Below are 20,286 nucleotides of genomic sequence, written 5' to 3'. Positions count from 1 at the left end.
CGTCGGTGCTGTGATGCCGGTCGCGCGCCGACGCCTTTCGCGCCCGGGCGCACTCGACGTCCTCGTCGTGCATCGCTGATGCGTCCTCGTCGTTCATCGGTACTCCACCGGTGGACTCAAATATATCGGTGCGATACATTGAGAAATAGATCGACACGAGGTGTCGGTTCGTCAGGAGTGGTGACACTGCCCCGGACGATCCGCTCCGAATCGTCGACATCGTCCGTGGAGATGCGAGAGGGGTGACGACAGATGCTCGAGATGGCCATTCTCGGACTGCTTCTCGAGTCACCCATGCACGGCTACGAGCTGCGCAAACGACTCACCGGCCTGCTCGGTGCGTTCCGCGCGTTCTCGTACGGCTCGCTGTACCCGACCCTGCGTCGGATGCAGACCGACGGGTTGATCGACGAGGCCCCCACCCCGACCGGCATGAAGGTCCGGCGTGGACGGCGCGTCTATCAGCTCAGCGAGTCCGGCCGCGTCCGGTTCGGCGAGTTGGTCGCCGACACCGGTCCGCAGAACTACACCGACGACGGTTTCGGTGTGCACCTGGCGTTCTTCAGTCGGACCCCCGCGGTCGCGCGGATGCGCATCCTCGAGGGCCGGCGCCGCCAGGTCGAGGAGCGACGCGAGGGTCTCCGCGACCTCGTCGGTCGTTCCAACCGCGCCGTCGACCGCTACACCAAGCAGCTCCATCAGCTGAGTCTCGAGTCCAGCGAACGCGAGGTCCGCTGGCTCAACGAGCTGATCGCCGCGGAAGCGTCCAACCCCGGCGGCGAACAGGTCGACGAGACCCAGTCCGGCACCGGCGCGACCGCGGTCGACACCGTCGACACCGACATCGCCGGCAGCGAGGTCGGTGGGCCCGTCCCGCCGATCACCACCGCCGGACCGAGTCCGTCGGCCGACACCCCATCCCGTGGCACCGACTCATCGACGACCGGTGCCGCACAGCAAGAGAGAACCCCGGTGTCGCAGAGATCACCTGCGATGCCGCGAGAAGAAGGAGAGCCCGACCATGGGTGAGCCCAATAAGGTGCGCGTGGCCATTGTGGGCGTAGGAAACTGCGCTTCATCCTTGGTCCAAGGCGTGCAGTACTACAAGGACGCCGACGAGAACTCGACGGTGCCCGGCCTGATGCACGTGAAGTTCGGCCCGTACCACGTGCGCGACGTCGAGTTCGTCGCCGCGTTCGACGTCGACGCCAAGAAGGTCGGCTTCGACCTCTCCGACGCGATCTTCGCGAGCGAGAACAACACCATCAAGATCGCCGACGTGCCGCCGACCGGTGTCTCCGTGCAGCGCGGCCACACCCTCGACGGTCTCGGCAAGTACTACCTCGAGACCATCACCGAGGCCGACGGCTCCGGTGTCGATGTCGTGCAGGCCCTCAAGGACGCCGAGGTCGACGTCCTGGTCAGCTATCTGCCCGTCGGTTCCGACCAGGCCGACAAGTTCTACGCGCAGTGCGCCATCGACGCGAACGTCGCATTCGTCAACGCACTCCCGGTGTTCATCGCCTCCGACCCGGAGTGGGCGCAGAAGTTCACCGACGCCGGCGTCCCGATCGTCGGCGACGACATCAAGAGCCAGGTCGGCGCGACCATCACCCACCGCGTCATGGCGAAGCTGTTCGAGGATCGCGGCGTCACGCTGGACCGCACCTACCAGCTCAACGTCGGCGGCAACATGGACTTCAAGAACATGCTCGAGCGCGAGCGTCTGGAGTCCAAGAAGGTCTCCAAGACCCAGGCCGTCACCAGCAACCTGACCGGCGCGCTGGCGAACAAGATCCAGGACAAGAACGTCCACATCGGACCGTCGGACCACGTCGAGTGGCTCGACGACCGCAAGTGGGCCTACGTCCGCCTCGAGGGCCGCGCCTTCGGTGACGTCCCGCTGAACCTGGAGTACAAGCTCGAGGTCTGGGACTCGCCCAACTCGGCAGGCATCATCATCGACGCCGTGCGCGCCGCGAAGATCGCCAAGGACCGCGGCATCGGCGGACCGGTCATCCCGGCGTCGGCCTACCTGATGAAGAGCCCCCCGAAGCAGCTCGCCGACGACGTCGCGCGCAAGCAGCTCGAGGAGTTCATCATCGAGCCCTGATCGCCCGACGATCTCGCGGAACCGCCCATCGGCCTCGTGCCGGTGGGCGGTTCTCGTCGGTGGGGGCGAGTATCCGGAGGGCGAGTGCTGCTGAGATCAGCCCCGTAAGCGGATGCCGAGGGCACATTCCCCTCGGCTGAGCCAGAGGGGGCTGATCTCAGCAGCACTCCGACCCCGACGTCGACCGTGGCAGAGTTGAGCCGTGCTCTTCCCGACCCTGACCCCGAACGCGCCCGACCGTCCCGACGCCGTCGTGATCGGTGACGACCGACTCTCCACCGAGGACCTCGTCGGCGGTGCGACGTCGGTCGCCGAGCGCATTGCGGGCGCCCACACCGTGGCGATCTGCGCGCGCCCGACCGTCGAGACCGTCCTCGCGGTGGTCGGCTGCCTGATCGCGGGGGTGACGGCGGTGCCGGTGCCGCCCGACTCCGGGGTCCGCGAGCTCGAGCACATCCTCTCCGACTCCGGGGCGCAGGCCTGGCTGGGCACGCCCGCCGACGGCTCGACGCTGCCCGCCATCCCGGTCCGCCGGTACGCGCGCTCCTGGCACTGGCACCCGGAACCACCCGAGCACTCGACCGCGCTGGTGCTCTACACGTCAGGCACCACGGGTCTGCCCAAGGGCGTCCCGCTGACCCGACGGGCGATCGCCGCGGGTCTCGACGCGCTCGCCGATGCCTGGGCCTGGGCCCCCGATGACGCGCTCGCACACGGCCTTCCGCTCTTCCACGTGCACGGTCTCGTCCTCGGTGTGCTGGGTCCGCTCCGTCGGGGCGGGCGGCTGATCCACACCGTTCGCCCGACCCCGGAGGGCTACGCGGGTGCGGCATCGGCGGGGGCCTCCCTCTTCTTCGGTGTGCCGACCGTATGGACCCGGCTTGCAGCGGATGCGTCAGCCGCGCAGCAACTCTCGTCGGCCCGACTCCTGGTGTCCGGCAGCGCGCCGCTCCCGGTACCGGTGTTCGAGCAGATCGCCGATCTCTCCGGGCATCGGATCGTGGAGCGCTACGGCATGACCGAGACCCTCATCACCGTCAGCACCCGCGCCGACGGCGAGCGTCGCCCCGGATGGGTGGGACTGCCGGTGCGCGGCGTCGAGACGCGGCTGCGCGACGGCGACACCGATGTCGCACACGATGGTGAGTCGGTCGGTGACCTGCACGTACGCGGGCCGATGACGTCCAGCGGCTATCTGAACCGTCCGGAGGCGACCCGGGAGTCCTGGATCGGCGACGGATGGTTCGCGACCGGCGACGTCGCGGTGATCGATCCCGATGGGATGCACCGGATAGTCGGGCGACGCGCCACCGACCTCATCAAGTCGGGCGGCTATCGGATCGGCGCCGGCGAGATCGAGACCGCGCTGCTGGGACATCCGGCGGTGCGCGAGGTCGCGGTCATCGGCGTGCCCGACGACGACCTCGGCCAGCGCATCGTCGCCTACGTGGTGCGCGAGCCGGAGGGCGGCGAGGCAAACTCCGGGGCATCCGGGGCAGGCGACGCGCTGATCGAGCATGTCGGCGCCGAGTTGTCCCGACACAAACGGCCTCGCGAGATCCGCTTCGTCGACGAGCTCCCGCGCAACGCGATGGGCAAGGTACAGAAGAAGCTGCTCGGCTGAGCCGTTCGCTCACGCGTCCCAGTCGACGTCGGCGGCCATCGCCAGCAGCCGGCGTCGGCGCGCCGGATCCGTTGCGCCGACCCACGCGATCAATCCGTATACGTGTGAACGGAACTCGGGATGGCCCTCCCGGTTCTGGGCAGTCGCTCCATCGCGTATCGCGTTGTGCAGCAGTGCTCGTAGGTTGTCGTAGTCGACGCGCGAGACGCGCGGACGGTCGTTGACGACCAGCCCGGCCAGACGCTGCTGCTGATGCCGACCCATGATCCTGACCTTCTCCGGGTGAACCGTGAAACCCTCCGCACGGATGATGCGCGCGACGGTCCACAGCGCGCGACCGGCGTCCATCTCGTCGCCGGAGATGGCCAGGTCGTCTCCGTATCGGGTGTAGCGCAGTCCATTTAGTTCGGCGAATCCGGTGATGCGCCGATCCAGGGACCGCATCGCCAGATTGGCCAGATGCGGCGAGGTCGGCGCCCCCTGGGGGAGGTGGCGCCCGCGGAGGAGCATCGCATGCTCGGAGTCGATGCCGGTGAGTTCGTCGATCGGCGTCGTCGTGGTGCACAGCTCGGCGAGCAGCCGCGCGACCGACGCCGGATAGCCGACGTCGGCGAACACCCTGCGGACCCGCGCGGCCGGGACGGACTCGAAGCAGTGCCGTAGATCGACCCGCAACACCGTCGGCCGGTCGGTGTGCGGCCACGCGAAGGCGGCCGTCGACGATCCGGGTTCGAATCCTCGCGCCGCCTGATGGGCGGGGATCCGCTCGACCAGCCGGCGGAGGAGTCGGCGTTGCGTCTCCCGCATCCGCGGCTTCGGCGCCTCGATCACACGCACGCCGGATCGTTTGTCCCGACGCCACACCCGGTAGTGCCGGAGCGTCGGACGGGCGGTGCGGAGACGGCCCTCACGGTCGGCGAACCACTCGAGTTCGGGCACCGTGAAGTCGAGCCAGTGGGCGAACTGCTCGACGTCGTGGAGTTCGGGGAGCTCATCGGGCAGGCCGACGGAGGGCGTCGGGCCGGGAGTCTCGATCGACCGCGGCGCGGCGTCGGCCGGCAGGGTCCACCGCGCGGCGGCGTGGACGAAGACCGCCACCGGATCGCGGAGAGGCCCACCGTCGAGGATGCGCAGGGATATCGCACGTGCCAGACCGTCGGGGACGTCGGCCAGGGCGGTGACCCCTGCTTGCAGTGCATCGATGAGCGCCGAGTCCACGGCGCGGAGTGTCTCCGGCCAGGTCCACGCGGTGTGATGCCGGGCGAACAGGGCTCCGACCACAGCCGCATCGGCGACCGACAGAAACGGCTGCGGAGCCGATCGCGACGGCTCGGTCATCGACGTCCGACACCCTCGACGCATCCGCGGTCCGCAGGCGACAGGACGCGCCGACGACAGACCAGATGGACGGCGGACGCGGTGACCTCGAACGCGTGATCGCGGCGCCGGGTAGCACGCGCAGCGTGCGGCGTGGCGTCGGACGCAGGGACCAACTGTGTGATGAACCCAGGGGTTACCCCTGAGACGGATCGGACCGATCCACCCTCACCGCGCCCGCCCTCCATGTGCCGATCCTGCCATGACCGGCATCGGAAGCGGCGGCTCAGCGGAAGAGCCCGGCGGTGAGCGCGACCAACATGCGGCGCTCGGTCTCGGCATCTCGCTCCGGGCTGCCGAGCACCGAGAACATCAGCCGAAGGAGCCAGGTGACCTCGTCGGCATCGGTGTCGAAGCCGCTGAACGACGCCGCGATGGACCGGAACATCGTCGAGCGGACCCCACACGAGACGATCGAGTGGTCGGTGACCAGGGTCGGCCACAACCGGTGGTCCCTGCGTGCCCGGGCGAGACGGATGTAGAAGACCATCGCCGCAACGGTCGCGCCGTGCGGATCGCCCGGCGCCGGGCGCGGCCGGGTGGCGGCGACGAACTTCCCGGACAGCGCCTCGACCGCTTTGTCCTCCAGCACCGCGGTGACGAGCGCGTCGCGATCGGGGACGTACCGGTAGAGGGTGGCGCGCGAACATCCGGCCCGGCGCGCGACAGCCGACATGGTCAGCTCGTCGACCCGTCGATTGACCAGGATCTCGGCCGCGGCATCGAGGATTCGGCGATGGGCTGCGTGCTGCGCAGCAGTCTGCTGGGTACCGCGCCACGTCGGGCCGGGTGGTCGTGGTGGTCCCACCGCGTCGTCCTACCTCCGTTCCCCGGGATGCCATCGGCGGCTCCCCCGTGCGCGCCGCCAACTCCCGCTGACGTCGCCATCGTAAGGCGACGATTCACGGACGTGGATCGTTCTGGGCCGATCTGGGCGCATGCATGCGACACCGGTCGGAGCGTGAACCGGGGAAGTCCCGCTCCGACCGGAGTCGTGTCACGGCGGTTCGACCGTCCCCCCCAACCTGGAAGGTCACCGCCGCCGGCGCCCCGTCGACCACCCCAATTGAGTGTCTGGCGTGTCGACACAGTGTCCGACCGGGCACCACGGGCTCACCCCCGGCCGCCGGGCCGAATGCGTCCAATTGGCTCCGCCCAATTAATCTGCACTACAACAGATATGGGTTAGGCAGCGATGAACTCCGCGTGCTCACGCTAACCGGTGTGGGTCATCTGTACAGCACGTATCGATGCAGGCTGACACATCTGTTGTACTGTTCGAGGGTCGGTGTCTCGTTGACGACGATGTATTCCGTGTTCACGACCCTGCACGCCCGACAATTTGGGACGCGGGTGTCTCACATTGCTGACACGTCACCCGCTCACGAATCCCGACTTGCCGCCGCAGACCCGGGCGGAGCAGGCTCGATACATGGCGATCGAGGTCAGGCCCGCGAGCGAGTTCTCCGATGTCCGCACGATGGTCGGCCCCAAGCGGCCCGACGCCAACGTGTGTTGGTGCCTGAGCTATCGCATCCCGTCGAAACTCAACAGGTCGCTGGTCGGTCCCGAGCGGGGCGAGTACGTGCGAGAGTTGTGTGCCCACGAACCCGCGCCGGGCGTGCTCGCCTATGACGGGGACGAGGTGGTCGGCTGGGCGGCCGTGGCTCCGCGCAGCGAGACAACGTTTGCGAAGGCCCGCAAGATTCCGATCGTCGACGATCAGCCGGCATGGTCGGTGTGGTGCGTCCGGGTGCGGCCCGGCCATCGTAAGAAGGGGATCTCGCACCACCTCGTGAGCGGTGCCGTCGAGTTCGCGCGGGCGCACGATGCGCCGGTGATCGAGGCCTATCCCGTCGACAACAAGGACGAGAAGGTCGATCTGACGATGGCCTATGTAGGGACGCGAGGACTCTTCGAGAAGGCGGGTTTTCGTGAGGTGTCCCCCACCGACTCGGTGCTCGCGGGCTTCCCCCGCGTCCTGATGCGACTCGACCTGTCCTGACGGCGGCGGTCAGACCAGATCGGCGAGGGTGCCCTCCGGCACGTGAATCCATCCCTCCCGCATGGCGATCGCGTGATCGTCGGCGTTCGGGGGCGTCGTCAGTCCCAGTGCGACAGCTCGTGCGATCAGTGCGGTGACGACTGCATCGAAGGCGTCGTCGACAGCGCTGACGACCTCCCGGTACTCGCCCAATTGCAGCCATGGCGCCACACGCTCGAGGTCGTCGACGAGTGCGGTCAGCAGCGCCACGTTTGCCACACGCTTGTAGCCGCGCGATCGCAGACCCCATCTGCGCAGGGCCGCTGCGGGATACGCTTCGACCGCGAACCCGTCCACGCGATCGACCAGTCCGAGGTCGGCGATCAGGCCGGCGCATCGGAAGGCGACGTGCGCGATCTGGTCGGCCGAGACGCTGAGCGGTCGACCCGCACCGATCTCCATGAGTCGCAGATCGGTTCGCCGATAGGCCAGACGACGCCGGTTGTCGATGTCGCCGAGACCTGCGCTTGCCGGGAGCCTCCCTGCACGATGTGCGGCGAGGAAGTCGGCGAAGTGCTCCGGCCATCCGAACGGAGCGTCGATCCCGACGCGATCCGCGCCCTCGACTGCGCGCGCGATCGCGGTGTCGTCGGCCGGCATCGTCACGTCGACGACACGTGCCGCGCCGGGTGCCCACTCGATCGTGGCGATCGCCGTCTTGGTCGGCGCCGCCGCGAGATCGATTCCGACCGTGCGCATCACACCTCCGTCGATCGTGCGCTCCGATTCGTCGACCGTGCGCTCCGGTGCGTCCATCGTGCGCTCCGGGCCGTCCATCGTGCGCTCCGATTCGTTGACCGTGCGCGCGGATCCGTCCATCGTGCGCTCCGATTCGTTGACCGTGCGCTCCCGTGCGTCCATCGTGCACTCCGGTGCGTTCATCGTGCGCAGCCCCCGCACCACGAAACCAGGTGACGCACGATCAACGATTTCGAGCGCACGATCAACGATCTGGAGCGCACGATCAACGGGTTCAGAACTTGCCGTCGAGGAACTCCGCGTACGCCGGGAGGTCGAGCTGGCCGTGGCCGGAGAGTCCGATGACGACGACCTGCTCGGTCGCATCATCGGCGACATGTGCGGCCGCGGCGGCGATGGCGTGCGTGGATTCCGGGGCGGGGACGATGCCCTGCGCACGGGCGAACTGCACGCCGGCGGAGAAGGCGTCGTGCTGGGAGATCGCGACACCCTCGACCAAGCCCAGCTCGACGGTGTGGCTCAGCGCCGGTGCCATTCCGTGGTAGCGCAGACCGCCGGCGTGGATCGGGTCGGGCACGAAATCCATTCCGAGCGTGTGCATCTTGAGCAACGGCGTCAGGCCGGCCACGTCGCCGTGATCGTAGCGGTACTCACCCTGCGTGATCGACGGACAGGCGGCGGGCTCCGCGGCGACGATCCGCGGGTTCGAGCGGCCGTGGATCCTCTCGCGCAGGAACGGGAACGACAGGCCGGCCAGGTTGGAACCGCCACCCGCACATCCGAAGACGACGTCGGCGCCGCGGCCCTCGGCGAGCGTGAGCTGCGCGACCGCCTCCTGGCCGATCACGCTCTGGTGCAGGACGACATGGTTGAGGACGCTGCCCAGCGCGTACCGGGTGTCGGGATCACCGGCGGCGACCTCGACGGCCTCACTGACCGCCATGCCCAGGCTGCCTGTGGTGTCCGGATTGTCGGCGAGCATCTTCCGGCCCGACTCGGTGAGGTCGGACGGGCTCGGATGGACGGTGCCGCCGTACGTGCGGATCAGGTGGCCGCGGTAGGGCTTCGAGTCGTAGGACGCTCGGACCTGCCATACCTCGACATCGATGCCGAACTGCGCGCCGGCGAAGGCCAGCGCACTGCCCCACTGTCCGGCACCGGTCTCGGTCGTCAGCTTCCGGACGCCGTCGACGCTGTTGTAGTACGCCTGCGCGACAGCCGAATTGGTCTTGTGACTGCCGACCGGGCTCACACCCTCGTACTTGACGTAGATGTGCGCACCGGTGTTGAGCGCCTGCTCGAAGCGGCGGGCGCGGATCAGCGGCGAGGGCCGCCACGAGGCGTAGATGTCGCGTACCGCCTCGGGGATCTCGATGTAGGGCTCGGTGGAGACCTCCTGGGCGATCAGGCCGCTCGGGAAGAGAGCAGCGAGATCGTCGGGGCCGACAGGCTCCTTAGTCCCCGGGTGCAGGTGCGGCGGAATCGGGGTGTCCAGCTCGGCGGCCAGGTTGTACCAGTGCGTCGGCACCTCGACGGTGACCAGGTCGGGATGGGCGGCGTCGGCGTGCAGCGTCATGGGTGTCACTGTAGCGACCGACCCCTGGGCCCGATCACCGCCGGCTGGGTCATTTGTCCAGGTCCGGGGGCCGACTCCGGGCCGCTCGGCGCACATCGGCAAGGACCGAGCCGCCCCCGCCCCGCGGACAAAATCTGTACGCCAGCACCCGACCGTCGTAATAACGTCAACGGCGACGCCCCCACGTACAGATTTTCGGCCCGGTCCGGAGGGCTGGCCCGGTCCGGAGGGCTGCCCGATCCGGAGGGCGCACCACACATGGGCCGCGATCAGTCCGGCGCCCGGCGATACTCCTGCCGGGGTCGGCCGGTCCCGCCGTAATGCAGCGACATCCGGAGTCGGCCCGCGGCGACGAGGTTGGCGAGGTGACGACGGGCGGTCGGCGGGGAGACACCGAGTGCGGTGGAGACGTCGTCGGCGAAGAGTGGCCGGTCGTCGGCGAAGAGGTCGAGGATACGACGTTCTGTCGGCGACCCGGTGTCACCTCGATCGGCAGCTCTGGTCCCGAAGCGCAACGCCGACAGCGCGGCATCGACGGCGTGCTGGTCGACGGTCGGCGCCGCGAGCACGCGTCGGTACTGCGCGTAACCGGCCAGTCGACGCGCGAGTTCGGCATCGTCGAACGGCTTGATGAGATAGGCCATCGCGCCCGACCGCATCGCCGTCCGCACGGCGTCGGCATCGGTTTCCGCACCGACGACGAAGCAGTCGCACGGCAGGTCGGCGACGAGATCCAGGCCGGATCCATCCGGGAGGTAGACGTCGAGGAGCGCGAGGTCGATGTCGGGATGCTCGCTCATCGCCGATCGGGCCTGCGCGACCGTTCCCGCGGTGGCCCGCACCGTGAACCCACGGACCGCCGAGACGATCGCCGCGTGCAACGCGGCCACCCGGAAGTCGTCGTCGACGATCAGCACGCCGAGTTCATCGGTCATCGAACACCTCCGGGTCGGCGGTCGGATCGCCGGGATCGAGGACGTCGGGGAGGCGTGCGACCAGCACCGCGCCGGTCAGTCCCTCGGTGGCGGCACCATCGGCATCACCCGACGACCCACCCTCGGAGGCCCCACCGGCCGACGACCCACCACGGTCCGCGACCGACACCTCGCCGCCGAGCCGCCGAGCGATCTGTCGTGCGAGCGCGAGGCCCATGCCCCGACCACCAGGCACCGACCCCGCCTCCTTGGTCGTCACACCCTCGTCGAAGATCTGCTCGGGATCGACCGCCGCGATGCCCGGACCGGAGTCGGCGACGGTCACCCAGAGCGTCGACCCGTCGGCCAGCAGCTCGACGTCCACGCGTCCCCGACGACCGGAGTCGTCGGACTCGGCCGCAGCGTCGAATGCGTTGTCCACCAGGTTCCCGACCACCGTGGTGACCGCGACGGGATCGGTGACCATGCCCTCGACGTAGGTCTGGTCGCCGACGGTCAGGGTCAGCCCGCGTTCGCGGGCGTGGGCCGCCTTGGCGTCGAGGAAGGCGTGCAGATGTGGCTCGCGGACGTTCGCGAGCCCGTCGACCCCGGCCGACGTTCCGCGTCCGGTCAGTTCGTCCAGGTAGGCGCGCGCCTCGTCGACGTGATCGTGACGCAGCAGACCACCCAGCACGTGCAGCCGGTTCGCAGTCTCGTGCCGTTGGGCACGAAGCGCGGTGCTCATGGTCCGCACGGTGTCCACCTCCCGGGTGAGTCGCTCCACGTCGGTGCGGTCCACCACTGACAACACCATCCCCAGATCCCGACCGTCGGCGTGCACGCGATGGGAACTGACCAGCACCACACGATCGCCGACAGTCGCCGCACGCGGATCTGGGGTCGGCTCGTGCACCACTTCTGCGACACGAGCGGTCAGCCCGATGTCGTCGACCGGCACCCCCACCGGCGCGGTGATCCCGAGCAGTCGACGGGCGGTCGCGTTGATCACGCGCACAACCCCTTTCGCGTCGACGGCCAGCACACCGTCGGCGATCGAGTGCAGGACCGCTCCCTGTTCGCGGACCAGCTCGGCCAGCTCGTCGGGCTGCAGTCCCAACGTGAGTCGCTGCCATCGGCGGGCCAGCAGCAGCGATCCGACTGCTCCGACTGCCAGGGCGCCGAGCGCGATCAGCACCATCGCGACGACGTCACGGCGGGTGTCGGCGGCGAGCCGCTGCATCGACACCCCCACGCTGACGAACCCGACGACCCGTCCGTCGTCGGCGAGCACCGGAACCTTGGCCCGCACCGAGTCGCCGAGGGTGCCACGCTCGATGGCGATGTCTTCGCGCCCGGCGAGCACCGCGGACGAATCGGTGGAGACCTGGCGCGCCAGCCGATCTGCTTCGGGATGGGCCAGCCGCCGGCCGACATCGTTGCCGATCACGACGAACAGCGCACCGGTGCGCGCCCGAACCGTGTTCGCCTGCGCCTGCAGCGGTGACCGTGCGAGTGCCGCCGCGTCGAGTCGCGTGCCCGGATGGTCGGCGACCTGCGCCCGCACCTCGTCGTCGACAGCGACCGACCGCGCGATCGCCAGGGCGCGTTCGGTGTACTGCTCACGGACCCGATCATCGGAGCCGGAGATCACGACGCCGAAACCGACCGCGAGGCTGACCGCGATGACGGCGAGCTGCAGGAGCAGTACCTGCGTTCGCAATGTCATGCGGTCAGCCCTGCGGAACCTCGCGGCCGACATCGTTCCGACCTTACGGTCTCGTCCGGTCGGTCAGAACGGGATCACGCCGACCAGGACACCCACCACCAACATCGCGAGGGAGACGACGGTGGCACGCCAGAGCACCTTCTTGTGGTGGTCGGCCAGGCCTACGCCGGCCAGTGCGACCAGCAGCAGGATCGCCGGGACCAGCGGGCTCTGCATGTGGACCGGCTGGCCGGTGATCGAGGCGCGGGCCATCTCCTCGGCGGCGATGCCGTAGTTGGATGCGGTCTCGGTGAGCACCGGGAGCACACCGAAGTAGAAGGCGTCGTTGCTCATCAGGAAGGTGAACGGGATCGAGAGGACGCCGACCACGACGGCCAGATGCGGCCCCAGCCAGTCCGGGATTCCCGACACCAGCCATTGGGCCAGCGCTTCGACCATGCCGGTACCGGAGAACACCCCGGTCAGGACTGCCGCGGCCATCACCATCGCGACCACGGACACGATGCTCGACGAATGTCGGGTGATCGCCGCCTGCTGCTCCTTGACCTTCGGGAAGTTGATCACCAGGGCGATGCCCGCGGCGATCATGAACAGCACCGGGATCGAGACGATGTCGGCGCCGAGGACCGCGAGCAGCGCGACGGTCAGTGCGGCGTTGACCCACAACAGCTTCGGACGCAGGGTGGGACGGTTCGGGTCGAGAACACCGGTGAAGCTGTCGGCCTGCGAGTCCTTCTCGGTGGCCTTCTCGGGCGCGTCCTCGTCGTCGCCGCGGGACACCGGGATATCGCCGGTCGACTGTGCATCGTCGGCACCGCCGGTACCGCCCGAGCCGAGACGTCGACGCCCGCCGCGGCGAGGACCCGACCCCGTACCCGTACCCGTACCGGAGCCGACCGAGATCTTCTCGCGCGCACCGGAGAGCACCGACTCACGGATCTCGATCGCGCCGATCCGTCGACGCTCCAGCACGCCGAGGTGATACGAGAACGCCAGCACGATGAGCAGTCCGATGCCGAGCGACGGCAGCATCGGCAAGAAGACATCAGAGGTCTCGACGTTCAGCGCCGCGGCCGCACGAGCCGTCGGGCCGCCCCACGGGAGGATGTTCATGGTGCCGTTCGCGAGTCCGGCGGCCACGGTCAGCACGACTGGACTGACCCCGAGCTTGAGATAGAGCGGCAGCAGTGCGGCAGTCGTGATGATGAAGGTGGTCGAGCCGTCGCCGTCGAGGGACACCACCATCGCCAACACCGCGGTGCCGACGACCAGTCGGGCCGGGTCGTTGCCGACCATCCGCACCACCAGTCGGACGACCGGGTCGAACAGTCCGACATCGATCATGATGCCGAAGAAGATGATCGCGAAGAACAGCATCGCCGCGGTCGGGGCGAGTTCCTTGATCCCGTCGACCACCATGTCGCTGATGCCGAGTCCGGCACCGGCGAACAAGCCGAAGGCGACCGGCACCAGGATCAGGGCCACCACCGGCGTCGCCCGTCGGGTCATGATCAAGAACATGAAGGTGGCCACCATCAGCAGCCCGAGCGCTACCAACATCGTTGTACTCGTTTCTCTCCGGGGACTGTGCAGCCGCGCCGTGTCGGCCGTTACCGGAGAAGTGTTCAAGTAATCCAGGTCACAGTCACGCTTGCGCGCATTAGTCGTCTTTCGCGCATTTCGCGTGGTCGAAGTGCCGTACGGAACTTGCAGGTCGCGGTACTTTCATCGATGTGGCCGATGCCGAGGACACGACAGCCGGACTGGTCAGGTTGTGCGTGTTGGCGGTGGTCGCCGGGGCCGGGATCGGCTTCGTGGGCGGTGCGTTCCGCTGGTGTCTGGGCCACCTCGACCGCTGGCGAGTGGAGATGCTCGGTTGGGTGCACGATCTACCCGGACCCGGCTGGCTGATACCGATCGCGGTCACCGCGGGCGGTGCAGCAGCGGCCGCGGCGATCGTCCGCCTCGTCCCGCTGTCGGCGGGCAGCGGCATCCAGCACGTCGAGGCCGTCGACCATGGCGAGGCACAGCCGCCGGCGCTGCGCATCCTCCCCGCCAAGTTCGTCGGCGGTCTGCTTGCCATCGGGTCGGGCCTGATCCTGGGACGCGAGGGGCCGACGGTGCACATGGGTGCGGCCATCGGCGCGACGACGGGTCACCGCGCCCGGCTCGACGACACCGACGTCAGGCTCCTCCAGACCTCGGTCGGCGGGGCAGGTCTCGCAGTCGCCTTCAACGCACCGATCGGTGGCGCGCTCTTCGTCCTGGAAGAGGTGATGAAGACCGTCCGGTTGCGCGCGGTGGTGCCGACCCTCGTGGCGGTGGCGGTCGGCGTCGGATGTTCCCGACTGGTGGTCGGAGACCGGCCGGACTTCCTGGTCGGCCCGATCGATCCGCCGTCGCTGGAACTGCTGCCCGTCTTCGTGGTGTTCGGCGTACTGACCGGCGTGGTCGGCGTGCTCTACAACCGCACGATCCTCGGTGCATTGGACGCGGTCGACTTCATGAGAAACGTGTCCCCGGTGACAAAGGCTGCACTGATCGGAGCCTTCGTGGGCGCCTTGCTCGCCATCGATCCGCTCACCGCGGGTGGCGGCGACACGTTGTCGCAACGAATCCTCGACGGCGGGGGTGCGCTGCCGATGATCGCGGCACTGCTCGTCATCCGATTCGTCGCCGGGCCGATGTCCTATGCGACGGCCGCACCCGGTGGACTGTTCGCGCCGCTGTTGGCCCTCGGCGCGTTGTGGGGTGTGCTCTGCAGCGGTGTCACCGAGCTCGTGGTCCCCGGCGACCATCCCTCGCTGCGGATCGCGCTGGCGATCGTCGGGATGGCCGCGCTGTTCGGTGCCGTCGTCCGTGCACCGATCACGGGTGTGGTGATTGTGATGGAGATGACCGCGACGACGACGCTCGCGGTCCCGATGCTGGCGGCCACCGCGATCGCGGTACTCATCGCCCACCTCGCGGGGTCGCCGCCCATCTACGACTCGCTGCGCGACCGGATGCTCGCCGGTCCGCGTCCCCCGACCGCCCTTCCGTAGGCCACTAGTCGGGAAGCATCGGCGCGTCCGCGCCGTGAGTGCGGTTCACCAGGACCGCCCGGGTCACGGCGTCGATGCCGAAACGATCGCGCAGGCCGTCCATCGCGGTGTCGAGCTGAGGCCGGTGGTCGACCTCGAAGGGCAGGGTGAGCTGGACGCTGTCGTGATCGTCGAGGTTGGTGAGCGAGAGTCCGATCAGCGTGCATCCACGGTCATGCAGCATGGGCAGTGCGTCGGCGAGCAGCCCCCGCGCGGTGGACATGATGACGTCGGTGCGGTCGGTCGCCTCCATCAGCGATCGCGATCGGGTCGCTCGGGAGAAGTCGTCGAACCGCAGTCGCAGGATCACGGTGCGGCACACCCGGTCCGCGGCTCGGAGGCGTTTGCCCAGACGTTCTACGATGGCGGTCACCGTCGCCTCGAGGTCGGCGTCGGCCTTGGGCCGACGTCCCAGGGCACGTTGGGATCCGATCGAACTCCGGCGCTTGCCGGTCTCCACCCGCCTCGGATCGCGGGCCATCGACAACGCGTAGAGGTGGCGGCCCGAGCCCGGTCCGAGCAGGCCGCAGAGCGCATGCTCGCCGAAGTCGGCCAGGTCGCCGACCGTCGTGATGCCGGCATCGCCGAGTTTGGCCGCGGTGATGGCGCCGACCCCCCACAGGCGTGTTACCGGGAGCGGATGCAGGAACCCGAGCTCGCCGTCGGGCGGCACCTCCAGCAGTCCGTCGGGCTTGCCGACGGCACTCGCGACCTTGGCGAGGAACTTGCTGCGGGCGACTCCGACGGTGATCGGCAGACCGACCTCCGACCGCACTCGTTCACGCAGCGTCGCTGCGATCGAGACCGGCGATCCGACGAGCCGACCGAGACCACCGACGTCGAGGAAGGCCTCGTCGACCGAGATGCCCTCCACCACCGGCGTCGTGTCCCGGAACACGTCGAAGACCGCCTTGCTCGCCTCCATGTAGGCGTCGAACCGCGGCCGGACGACGATCGCGCGCGGACACAGCGCCCGCGCCTCTCGCCCGGGCATCGGCGTGCGAACGCCGAAGGCCTTTGCCTCGTAGCTCGCCGCGAGCACCACTCCGCCGCCGACGATCACCGGTCGGCCCCGCAGGCCTGGGTTGTCGCGCTGCTCGACCGACGCATAGAAAGAGTCGAGGTCGGCGTGCAGGATGCTCGCCTCCGATCGCTCCCGCCGCTCGATGCGCATAGAACATATGTTCGCATCGGCTGCCGACAAGCACCAGCGGGCGCCGGACCAGAAGACGGCTCAGCCGGCGACGGCCCGCTGACGCTGAGCCGTCGCGCGCTCGAGAATCCGAGCCGCCCGACGCTGTTCGAGCGAGTGCAAGTGGCCGTCGATGATCACCTGATCGCCGGCCAGCCGGAGCAGAGTCGCCGCGAGTGACGATGCCGTGCGCGGCGGGATCACCAGCAGCGTGACCGACGACCCAGCGGTCGCGAAGGTCATCAGCGGAAGCTCGTCGACCGTGTTCTCGGAGTCGAACCCGGCGATCCGCGCAAAGTTGCGCCACGTCACCTCGATGGACGCGATGTCCCCGAGCATCGGCCGGACCGCGAGGGACAGAACCGAGAGCTCGTCGGACAGCTTCGAGGTGTACGGGAACCACGCGCCTGCCACCGGCACGGTCAGATCGGCTCCGATCCGCAGCCGGGTGGGCCCCAACACCGGTTTCATCGACGGCCGCCGACCGACGGGCGACAAGCGTTGTACGCGTTCATTTCTGATCTGGAGGCAGATCCATCATCATCGGCTGACACTTGTCATCCTGACTCGACGCCCCGCGTGCACGCCGTGGAAGAAACCGTCAAGCTGCAACCGCGAGTGCGCGAGCCATGAGTGCCGGTCCTACGCCCACCGTACCGGCCACATCGGGAGCCCGGAAGGCCGCGCCCGGTTCGTACCGGAGTCCGCCGAGCAATTCTTGCCGAGTCGGCAACGGACAGCCGTACTCCTCAGAAGTCGTGCCACTCTCGGGTCATGGCGCCAGAATCACCGACCGACTCCCCCGACTCCCCAGCTCCTGTCACCCACGACCCCGACCACTCGGCTGCCGCGTGGGACGAGCGCTACAGCAACGCCGACCGACTGTGGACCGCCAACGTAAATCCCGCACTGATGGCCGAGATCGCCGACCTCTCCCCCGGAACCGCGCTGGAGGTCGGAAGTGGCGAGGGCGCCGACTCCCGCTGGCTCGCCGACCACGGTTGGCAGGTCACCGCCGTCGACATCTCGCAGGTGGCGATCGACCGCGCGCGGGAGATCGACCCACGCCCCGAGATCTCTTGGCTACAGGCAGATCTCACCGTCGACGACATCCCAGGCATCGACTTCGGCCTGGTCACGCTGCACTACTTTCCCATCCCACGCGAGCACGCCGCCCTGGTCGGCCGACTCGTCGGCGCCGTCGGGCCCGGCGGCACATTGCTCGTGGTCGCGCACGCGCCGGAGGGCGTCCGGGCACACGGCTTCGATCCTGACGCCTACGCGTGGCCCGCCGACTTCCGGGCCACACTCGGCGACGACTGGGAGGTCGTCGTCGACGAGACCCGGGAACGAGGCATCGCCGCCGGCGGCGGCCACCACACCCACGACGTGGTGCTCCGGGCCCGCCGCACCTGACGGTTTTACCTCGCTGACGTAGCCGGGTGTGTCGATTCCGGACACACCCGGCTTCTCCATGTCGTCGCTTCGAACGCAGATGTCAGGTTTTCTACGTCAGTGTTGACTTCTGCTGTAACCCACGTCATAGTCATGACGAACAGCAGTTCAAGTCACATGGGGTATTACGTGTCCGATACGCTCGCGACCGATTCAGCCACAGCAGTTCTCACGCTCGCCGTCACCGACGTCGGCGAGATCGTTCCCGGCGTCGTGTCGCTCACGCTCGGGTCGGTGGACGGCCTCCCGCTCCCCGGATGGGAACCGGGCGCGCACGTCGAGCTGCGCCTCCCGAACGGGCTGATCCGTCAGTACTCGTTGTGCGGGCCGGAGTCGGCCGGGGACTCCTATCGCATCGCGATCCTCGACCAGGGCCCCGGGAGTCGGGGCGGATCCCGCTATCTGAATGCCGATCTCCGGGTCGGTGACACCCTGGACGTCCTCGCGGTTCGCAACAGCTTCCCGCTGCGCACCTCGACGCGAACGGTCCTCATCGCGGGCGGGATCGGCATCACCGCGGTTCTGCCGATGGCGCAACGACTCCAGGCCGACGGCGCCGACTGGGAGCTCCATCACGCGGTGCGCCACCGGTCGTCGGCCGGTCTGATCGAGGCCCTCGACGCCGGGCACACCGGCCGGACCGACGTGTATGTGGGCGCCGAAGGGATGCGACTGCCGTTGCGGGCCATCATGTCCGACGCTATCGACGGCGCGGCGGTGTACGTCTGCGGACCTGACCGCATGGTCCGCGAAGCCGTCGAGGCTGCGGCCGAGCTCAGCGTCACCCTGCACGTGGAGCGCTTCACGCCACCCGACCCAGCCCAGGACTCGACCGCGCAGTCGTTCACCGCGGTCATCGACAGCACCGGCGAGCGCATCGTCGTCGATGCGGCATCGACACTCCTGGAGGCGCTGGAGGACAACGGCATCGACGTGATGTCGTCCTGCCGATCGGGCATCTGCGGCACCTGCGAGGTCGGGCTCCTCGCGGGCGCGGCAGACCACCGCGACACCGTCCTCACCGACGACGAGAAGTCGCGCGACGACGTCATCATCCCGTGCATCTCACGTGCTGTATCCGCAGAACTCCGTCTCGACCTCTGAAAGTGGGCACCCCATGGACACCATCACCACCGACTCTGCCGAGTGGATCGCCGGCCTCAGCGTCGAAACGCTGAACTCCGACACCGACACCGTCTTCCGCCGTCTGCGCGATACCGCGCCGGTCACCTGGATTCCGGCGTTGCACGGGTGGGCGGTGACGAGTTGGGAACACTGCCGCGCCATCGCGATGGACGCGGAGAACTTCCGAGGCGGGACGAACGCGATGGAGGCCCGGTTGTTCGGGCAGCCGTTGATGTTGGGTGCCGAGGGCGATGTACATCAGGACCTCCGCACCGCGGTGTCGGAACAGCTCAGCCCACGCAGTTTCAAGGATCGCCTCGAGTCGCACATCCGGCCGCTCGCCCGCGATCACGTCCAGCAGATCATCGACCGCGGCTCGGCCGAGCTGATGACCGACTACTTCGAGCCGGTCAGCGTCCTGGCCGTGGCGGATTCACTGGGCTTCTCCGACCTCGACTCGGACACGCTCCGTCGGTGGTTCCACACGCTGGCGGCGGCCACGGTCAACACACCCGACGAGACCGGCGGATTCGCCGACCCCCACGGCTTCGACGGCGCAGATGGCGTCCGAGCCGAGGTGCGCGCCTACCTGGAGGGCGTCCGCGAACGCGAGGCGCGGACACCGGGCGCCGAACGCGCCGGCAAGCTGTTCCGTAACGGGATGCCGGAAGGCGAACTCCGCGAGGTCGAGTACGTGCTGCCGACGGTTCTGCTGATGTTCCTCGGCGGACTCCAGGAGCCCGGCCACGCGTGCGGCGTCACCTTCCTCGGGCTGATGTCGCGGCCGGAGCAGGCCGCGCGCGTCATCGCCGAGCCCCGAGTACTCAACAAGGCTGTCGCCGAGGGCATCCGATGGATGAGTCCGCTGTACGGCGGTGCGTCGCGCACCGCCGCCCACGACGTGACCGTCGGCGATCAGCAGATCGCGGAGGGCGACCACGTGTGGCTCATCTACGGCTCGGCCAACGTCGACGAGGCCGAGTTCGCCGATTCGCTGAGCTTCGACCTCGATCGCGACCGGCACCCGCACCTCGCCTTCGGGGTCGGCCGGCACAGTTGCGTGGGCAGTGCCTTCGCGCCGCAGGCCGCGCGGATCGCGCTGGAGGAGTTGTTCGCCGCGGCGCCGTCGATCCGACTCGATCCCGACATGCCGCCTGCGCCCATGGGCTGGATGTTCCGCGGGGCGGCCGAGATCCACACCCGCTGGGATCGCTGAGGGTCCGATCCAGATCGGCGAACTGGCTGAGCGATGCGGCCGCAGCTCACATCTGCCCGGACGCCCGCCGCGCCGCGTGTCCGGGTTCACGTGCACGTGTCGGACCACACCTGCTCGTCGCGTTCGGAGTGAGGGGTGCGGG

The 20,286-nt window shown here is 68.7% G+C and carries 17 protein-coding genes; 8 read left to right on the top strand and 9 right to left on the bottom strand.

The annotated features are described in order from the left end of the window. Positions 1–252 precede the first annotated feature (252 nt). The 3 genes from GS4_RS03400 (at position 253) to GS4_RS03390 (ending at position 3,737) form a co-directional block, all read left to right on the top strand. Positions 253–1,029, top strand: coding sequence for a PadR family transcriptional regulator (locus tag GS4_RS03400; protein WP_007617525.1), 777 nt, complete (start codon positions 253–255; stop codon positions 1,027–1,029). Beyond that, positions 1,022–2,113: an inositol-3-phosphate synthase gene (locus GS4_RS03395; protein WP_007617524.1), complete on the top strand. Its 1,092-nt coding sequence runs from the start codon at positions 1,022–1,024 to the stop codon at positions 2,111–2,113. The genes GS4_RS03400 and GS4_RS03395 overlap by 8 nt, the downstream gene beginning before the upstream one ends. 202 nt (positions 2,114–2,315) lie before the next feature. After that, positions 2,316–3,737, top strand: a complete 1,422-nt coding sequence (locus GS4_RS03390) for an acyl-CoA synthetase (RefSeq protein WP_007617523.1) — start codon at positions 2,316–2,318, stop codon at positions 3,735–3,737. Between the two features lie 9 nt (positions 3,738–3,746). Here GS4_RS03390 and GS4_RS03385 read toward each other — a convergent pair whose 3' ends face one another. Together GS4_RS03385 and GS4_RS24700 are read right to left on the bottom strand one after the other, a co-directional pair. Continuing rightward, positions 3,747–5,075, bottom strand: coding sequence for a reverse transcriptase family protein (locus GS4_RS03385; RefSeq protein ID WP_007617522.1), 1,329 nt, complete (start codon positions 5,073–5,075; stop codon positions 3,747–3,749). Positions 5,076–5,340: 265 nt separating this feature from the next. Then, positions 5,341–5,922, bottom strand: a complete 582-nt coding sequence (locus tag GS4_RS24700) for a TetR/AcrR family transcriptional regulator (RefSeq protein WP_007617521.1) — start codon at positions 5,920–5,922, stop codon at positions 5,341–5,343. Between the two features lie 624 nt (positions 5,923–6,546). On the opposite strand from GS4_RS24700, the gene GS4_RS03370 reads away from it, so the two are divergent. After that, a complete protein-coding gene (locus GS4_RS03370) occupies positions 6,547–7,119 on the top strand; it encodes a GNAT family N-acetyltransferase (RefSeq protein WP_007617520.1) in 573 nt (190 codons plus the stop codon). Between the two features lie 9 nt (positions 7,120–7,128). Here GS4_RS03370 and GS4_RS03365 read toward each other — a convergent pair whose 3' ends face one another. The 5 genes from GS4_RS03365 to GS4_RS03345 all read right to left on the bottom strand — a co-directional run bounded on the left by GS4_RS03365 (position 7,129) and on the right by GS4_RS03345 (position 13,633). Continuing rightward, positions 7,129–7,857 carry a DUF429 domain-containing protein gene (locus GS4_RS03365; RefSeq protein ID WP_007617519.1) on the bottom strand — a complete coding sequence of 243 codons (729 nt, stop codon included), beginning with the start codon at positions 7,855–7,857 and terminating at the stop codon, positions 7,129–7,131. A 274-nt stretch (positions 7,858–8,131) separates the two neighbouring features. Next, positions 8,132–9,433, bottom strand: a complete 1,302-nt coding sequence (locus GS4_RS03360; protein WP_007617518.1) for a TrpB-like pyridoxal phosphate-dependent enzyme — start codon at positions 9,431–9,433, stop codon at positions 8,132–8,134. Positions 9,434–9,702: 269 nt separating this feature from the next. Further along, positions 9,703–10,368, bottom strand: a complete 666-nt coding sequence (locus tag GS4_RS03355; RefSeq protein ID WP_007617517.1) for a response regulator — start codon at positions 10,366–10,368, stop codon at positions 9,703–9,705. Then, positions 10,358–12,073 carry an ATP-binding protein gene (locus tag GS4_RS03350; protein ID WP_040509393.1) on the bottom strand — a complete coding sequence of 572 codons (1,716 nt, stop codon included), beginning with the start codon at positions 12,071–12,073 and terminating at the stop codon, positions 10,358–10,360. The genes GS4_RS03355 and GS4_RS03350 overlap by 11 nt, the downstream gene beginning before the upstream one ends. 63 nt (positions 12,074–12,136) lie before the next feature. Beyond that, positions 12,137–13,633, bottom strand: a complete 1,497-nt coding sequence (locus tag GS4_RS03345) for a CitMHS family transporter (protein ID WP_007617513.1) — start codon at positions 13,631–13,633, stop codon at positions 12,137–12,139. 173 nt (positions 13,634–13,806) lie between these two features. Between GS4_RS03345 and GS4_RS03340 the strand changes: the two genes are divergently transcribed. Next, positions 13,807–15,117, top strand: coding sequence for a ClC family H(+)/Cl(-) exchange transporter (locus tag GS4_RS03340; RefSeq protein WP_007617511.1), 1,311 nt, complete (start codon positions 13,807–13,809; stop codon positions 15,115–15,117). Between the two features lie 4 nt (positions 15,118–15,121). Here the strand turns inward: GS4_RS03340 and dinB are convergent, their stop codons facing one another. Both dinB and GS4_RS03330 read right to left on the bottom strand, forming a co-directional pair. Continuing rightward, entirely contained in the window at positions 15,122–16,330 is a 1,209-nt protein-coding gene (gene dinB, locus GS4_RS03335) for a DNA polymerase IV (RefSeq protein WP_007617508.1), read from the bottom strand. A 60-nt stretch (positions 16,331–16,390) separates the two neighbouring features. Beyond that, on the bottom strand, positions 16,391–16,819 hold the full coding sequence (locus GS4_RS03330) for a DUF5994 family protein (protein ID WP_007617507.1): 429 nt from the start codon (positions 16,817–16,819) through the stop codon (positions 16,391–16,393). Between the two features lie 303 nt (positions 16,820–17,122). Between GS4_RS03330 and GS4_RS03325 the strand changes: the two genes are divergently transcribed. From GS4_RS03325 to GS4_RS03315, 3 genes are all read left to right on the top strand, one after another. Next, positions 17,123–17,764: a class I SAM-dependent methyltransferase gene (locus GS4_RS03325; RefSeq protein WP_007617505.1), complete on the top strand. Its 642-nt coding sequence runs from the start codon at positions 17,123–17,125 to the stop codon at positions 17,762–17,764. 168 nt (positions 17,765–17,932) lie between these two features. Beyond that, positions 17,933–18,907 carry a PDR/VanB family oxidoreductase gene (locus GS4_RS26305; RefSeq protein ID WP_281169197.1) on the top strand — a complete coding sequence of 325 codons (975 nt, stop codon included), beginning with the start codon at positions 17,933–17,935 and terminating at the stop codon, positions 18,905–18,907. A 13-nt stretch (positions 18,908–18,920) separates the two neighbouring features. Continuing rightward, positions 18,921–20,144, top strand: coding sequence for a cytochrome P450 (locus tag GS4_RS03315; protein WP_007617501.1), 1,224 nt, complete (start codon positions 18,921–18,923; stop codon positions 20,142–20,144). Positions 20,145–20,286: the final 142 nt, after the last annotated feature.

It is taken from the genome of Gordonia soli NBRC 108243 (assembly GCF_000334455.1).
Taxonomy (GTDB): domain Bacteria; phylum Actinomycetota; class Actinomycetes; order Mycobacteriales; family Mycobacteriaceae; genus Gordonia; species Gordonia soli.
Note: the sequence above shows the minus strand (reverse complement) of the source record. Positions and strands in the feature narration are given on the sequence as shown.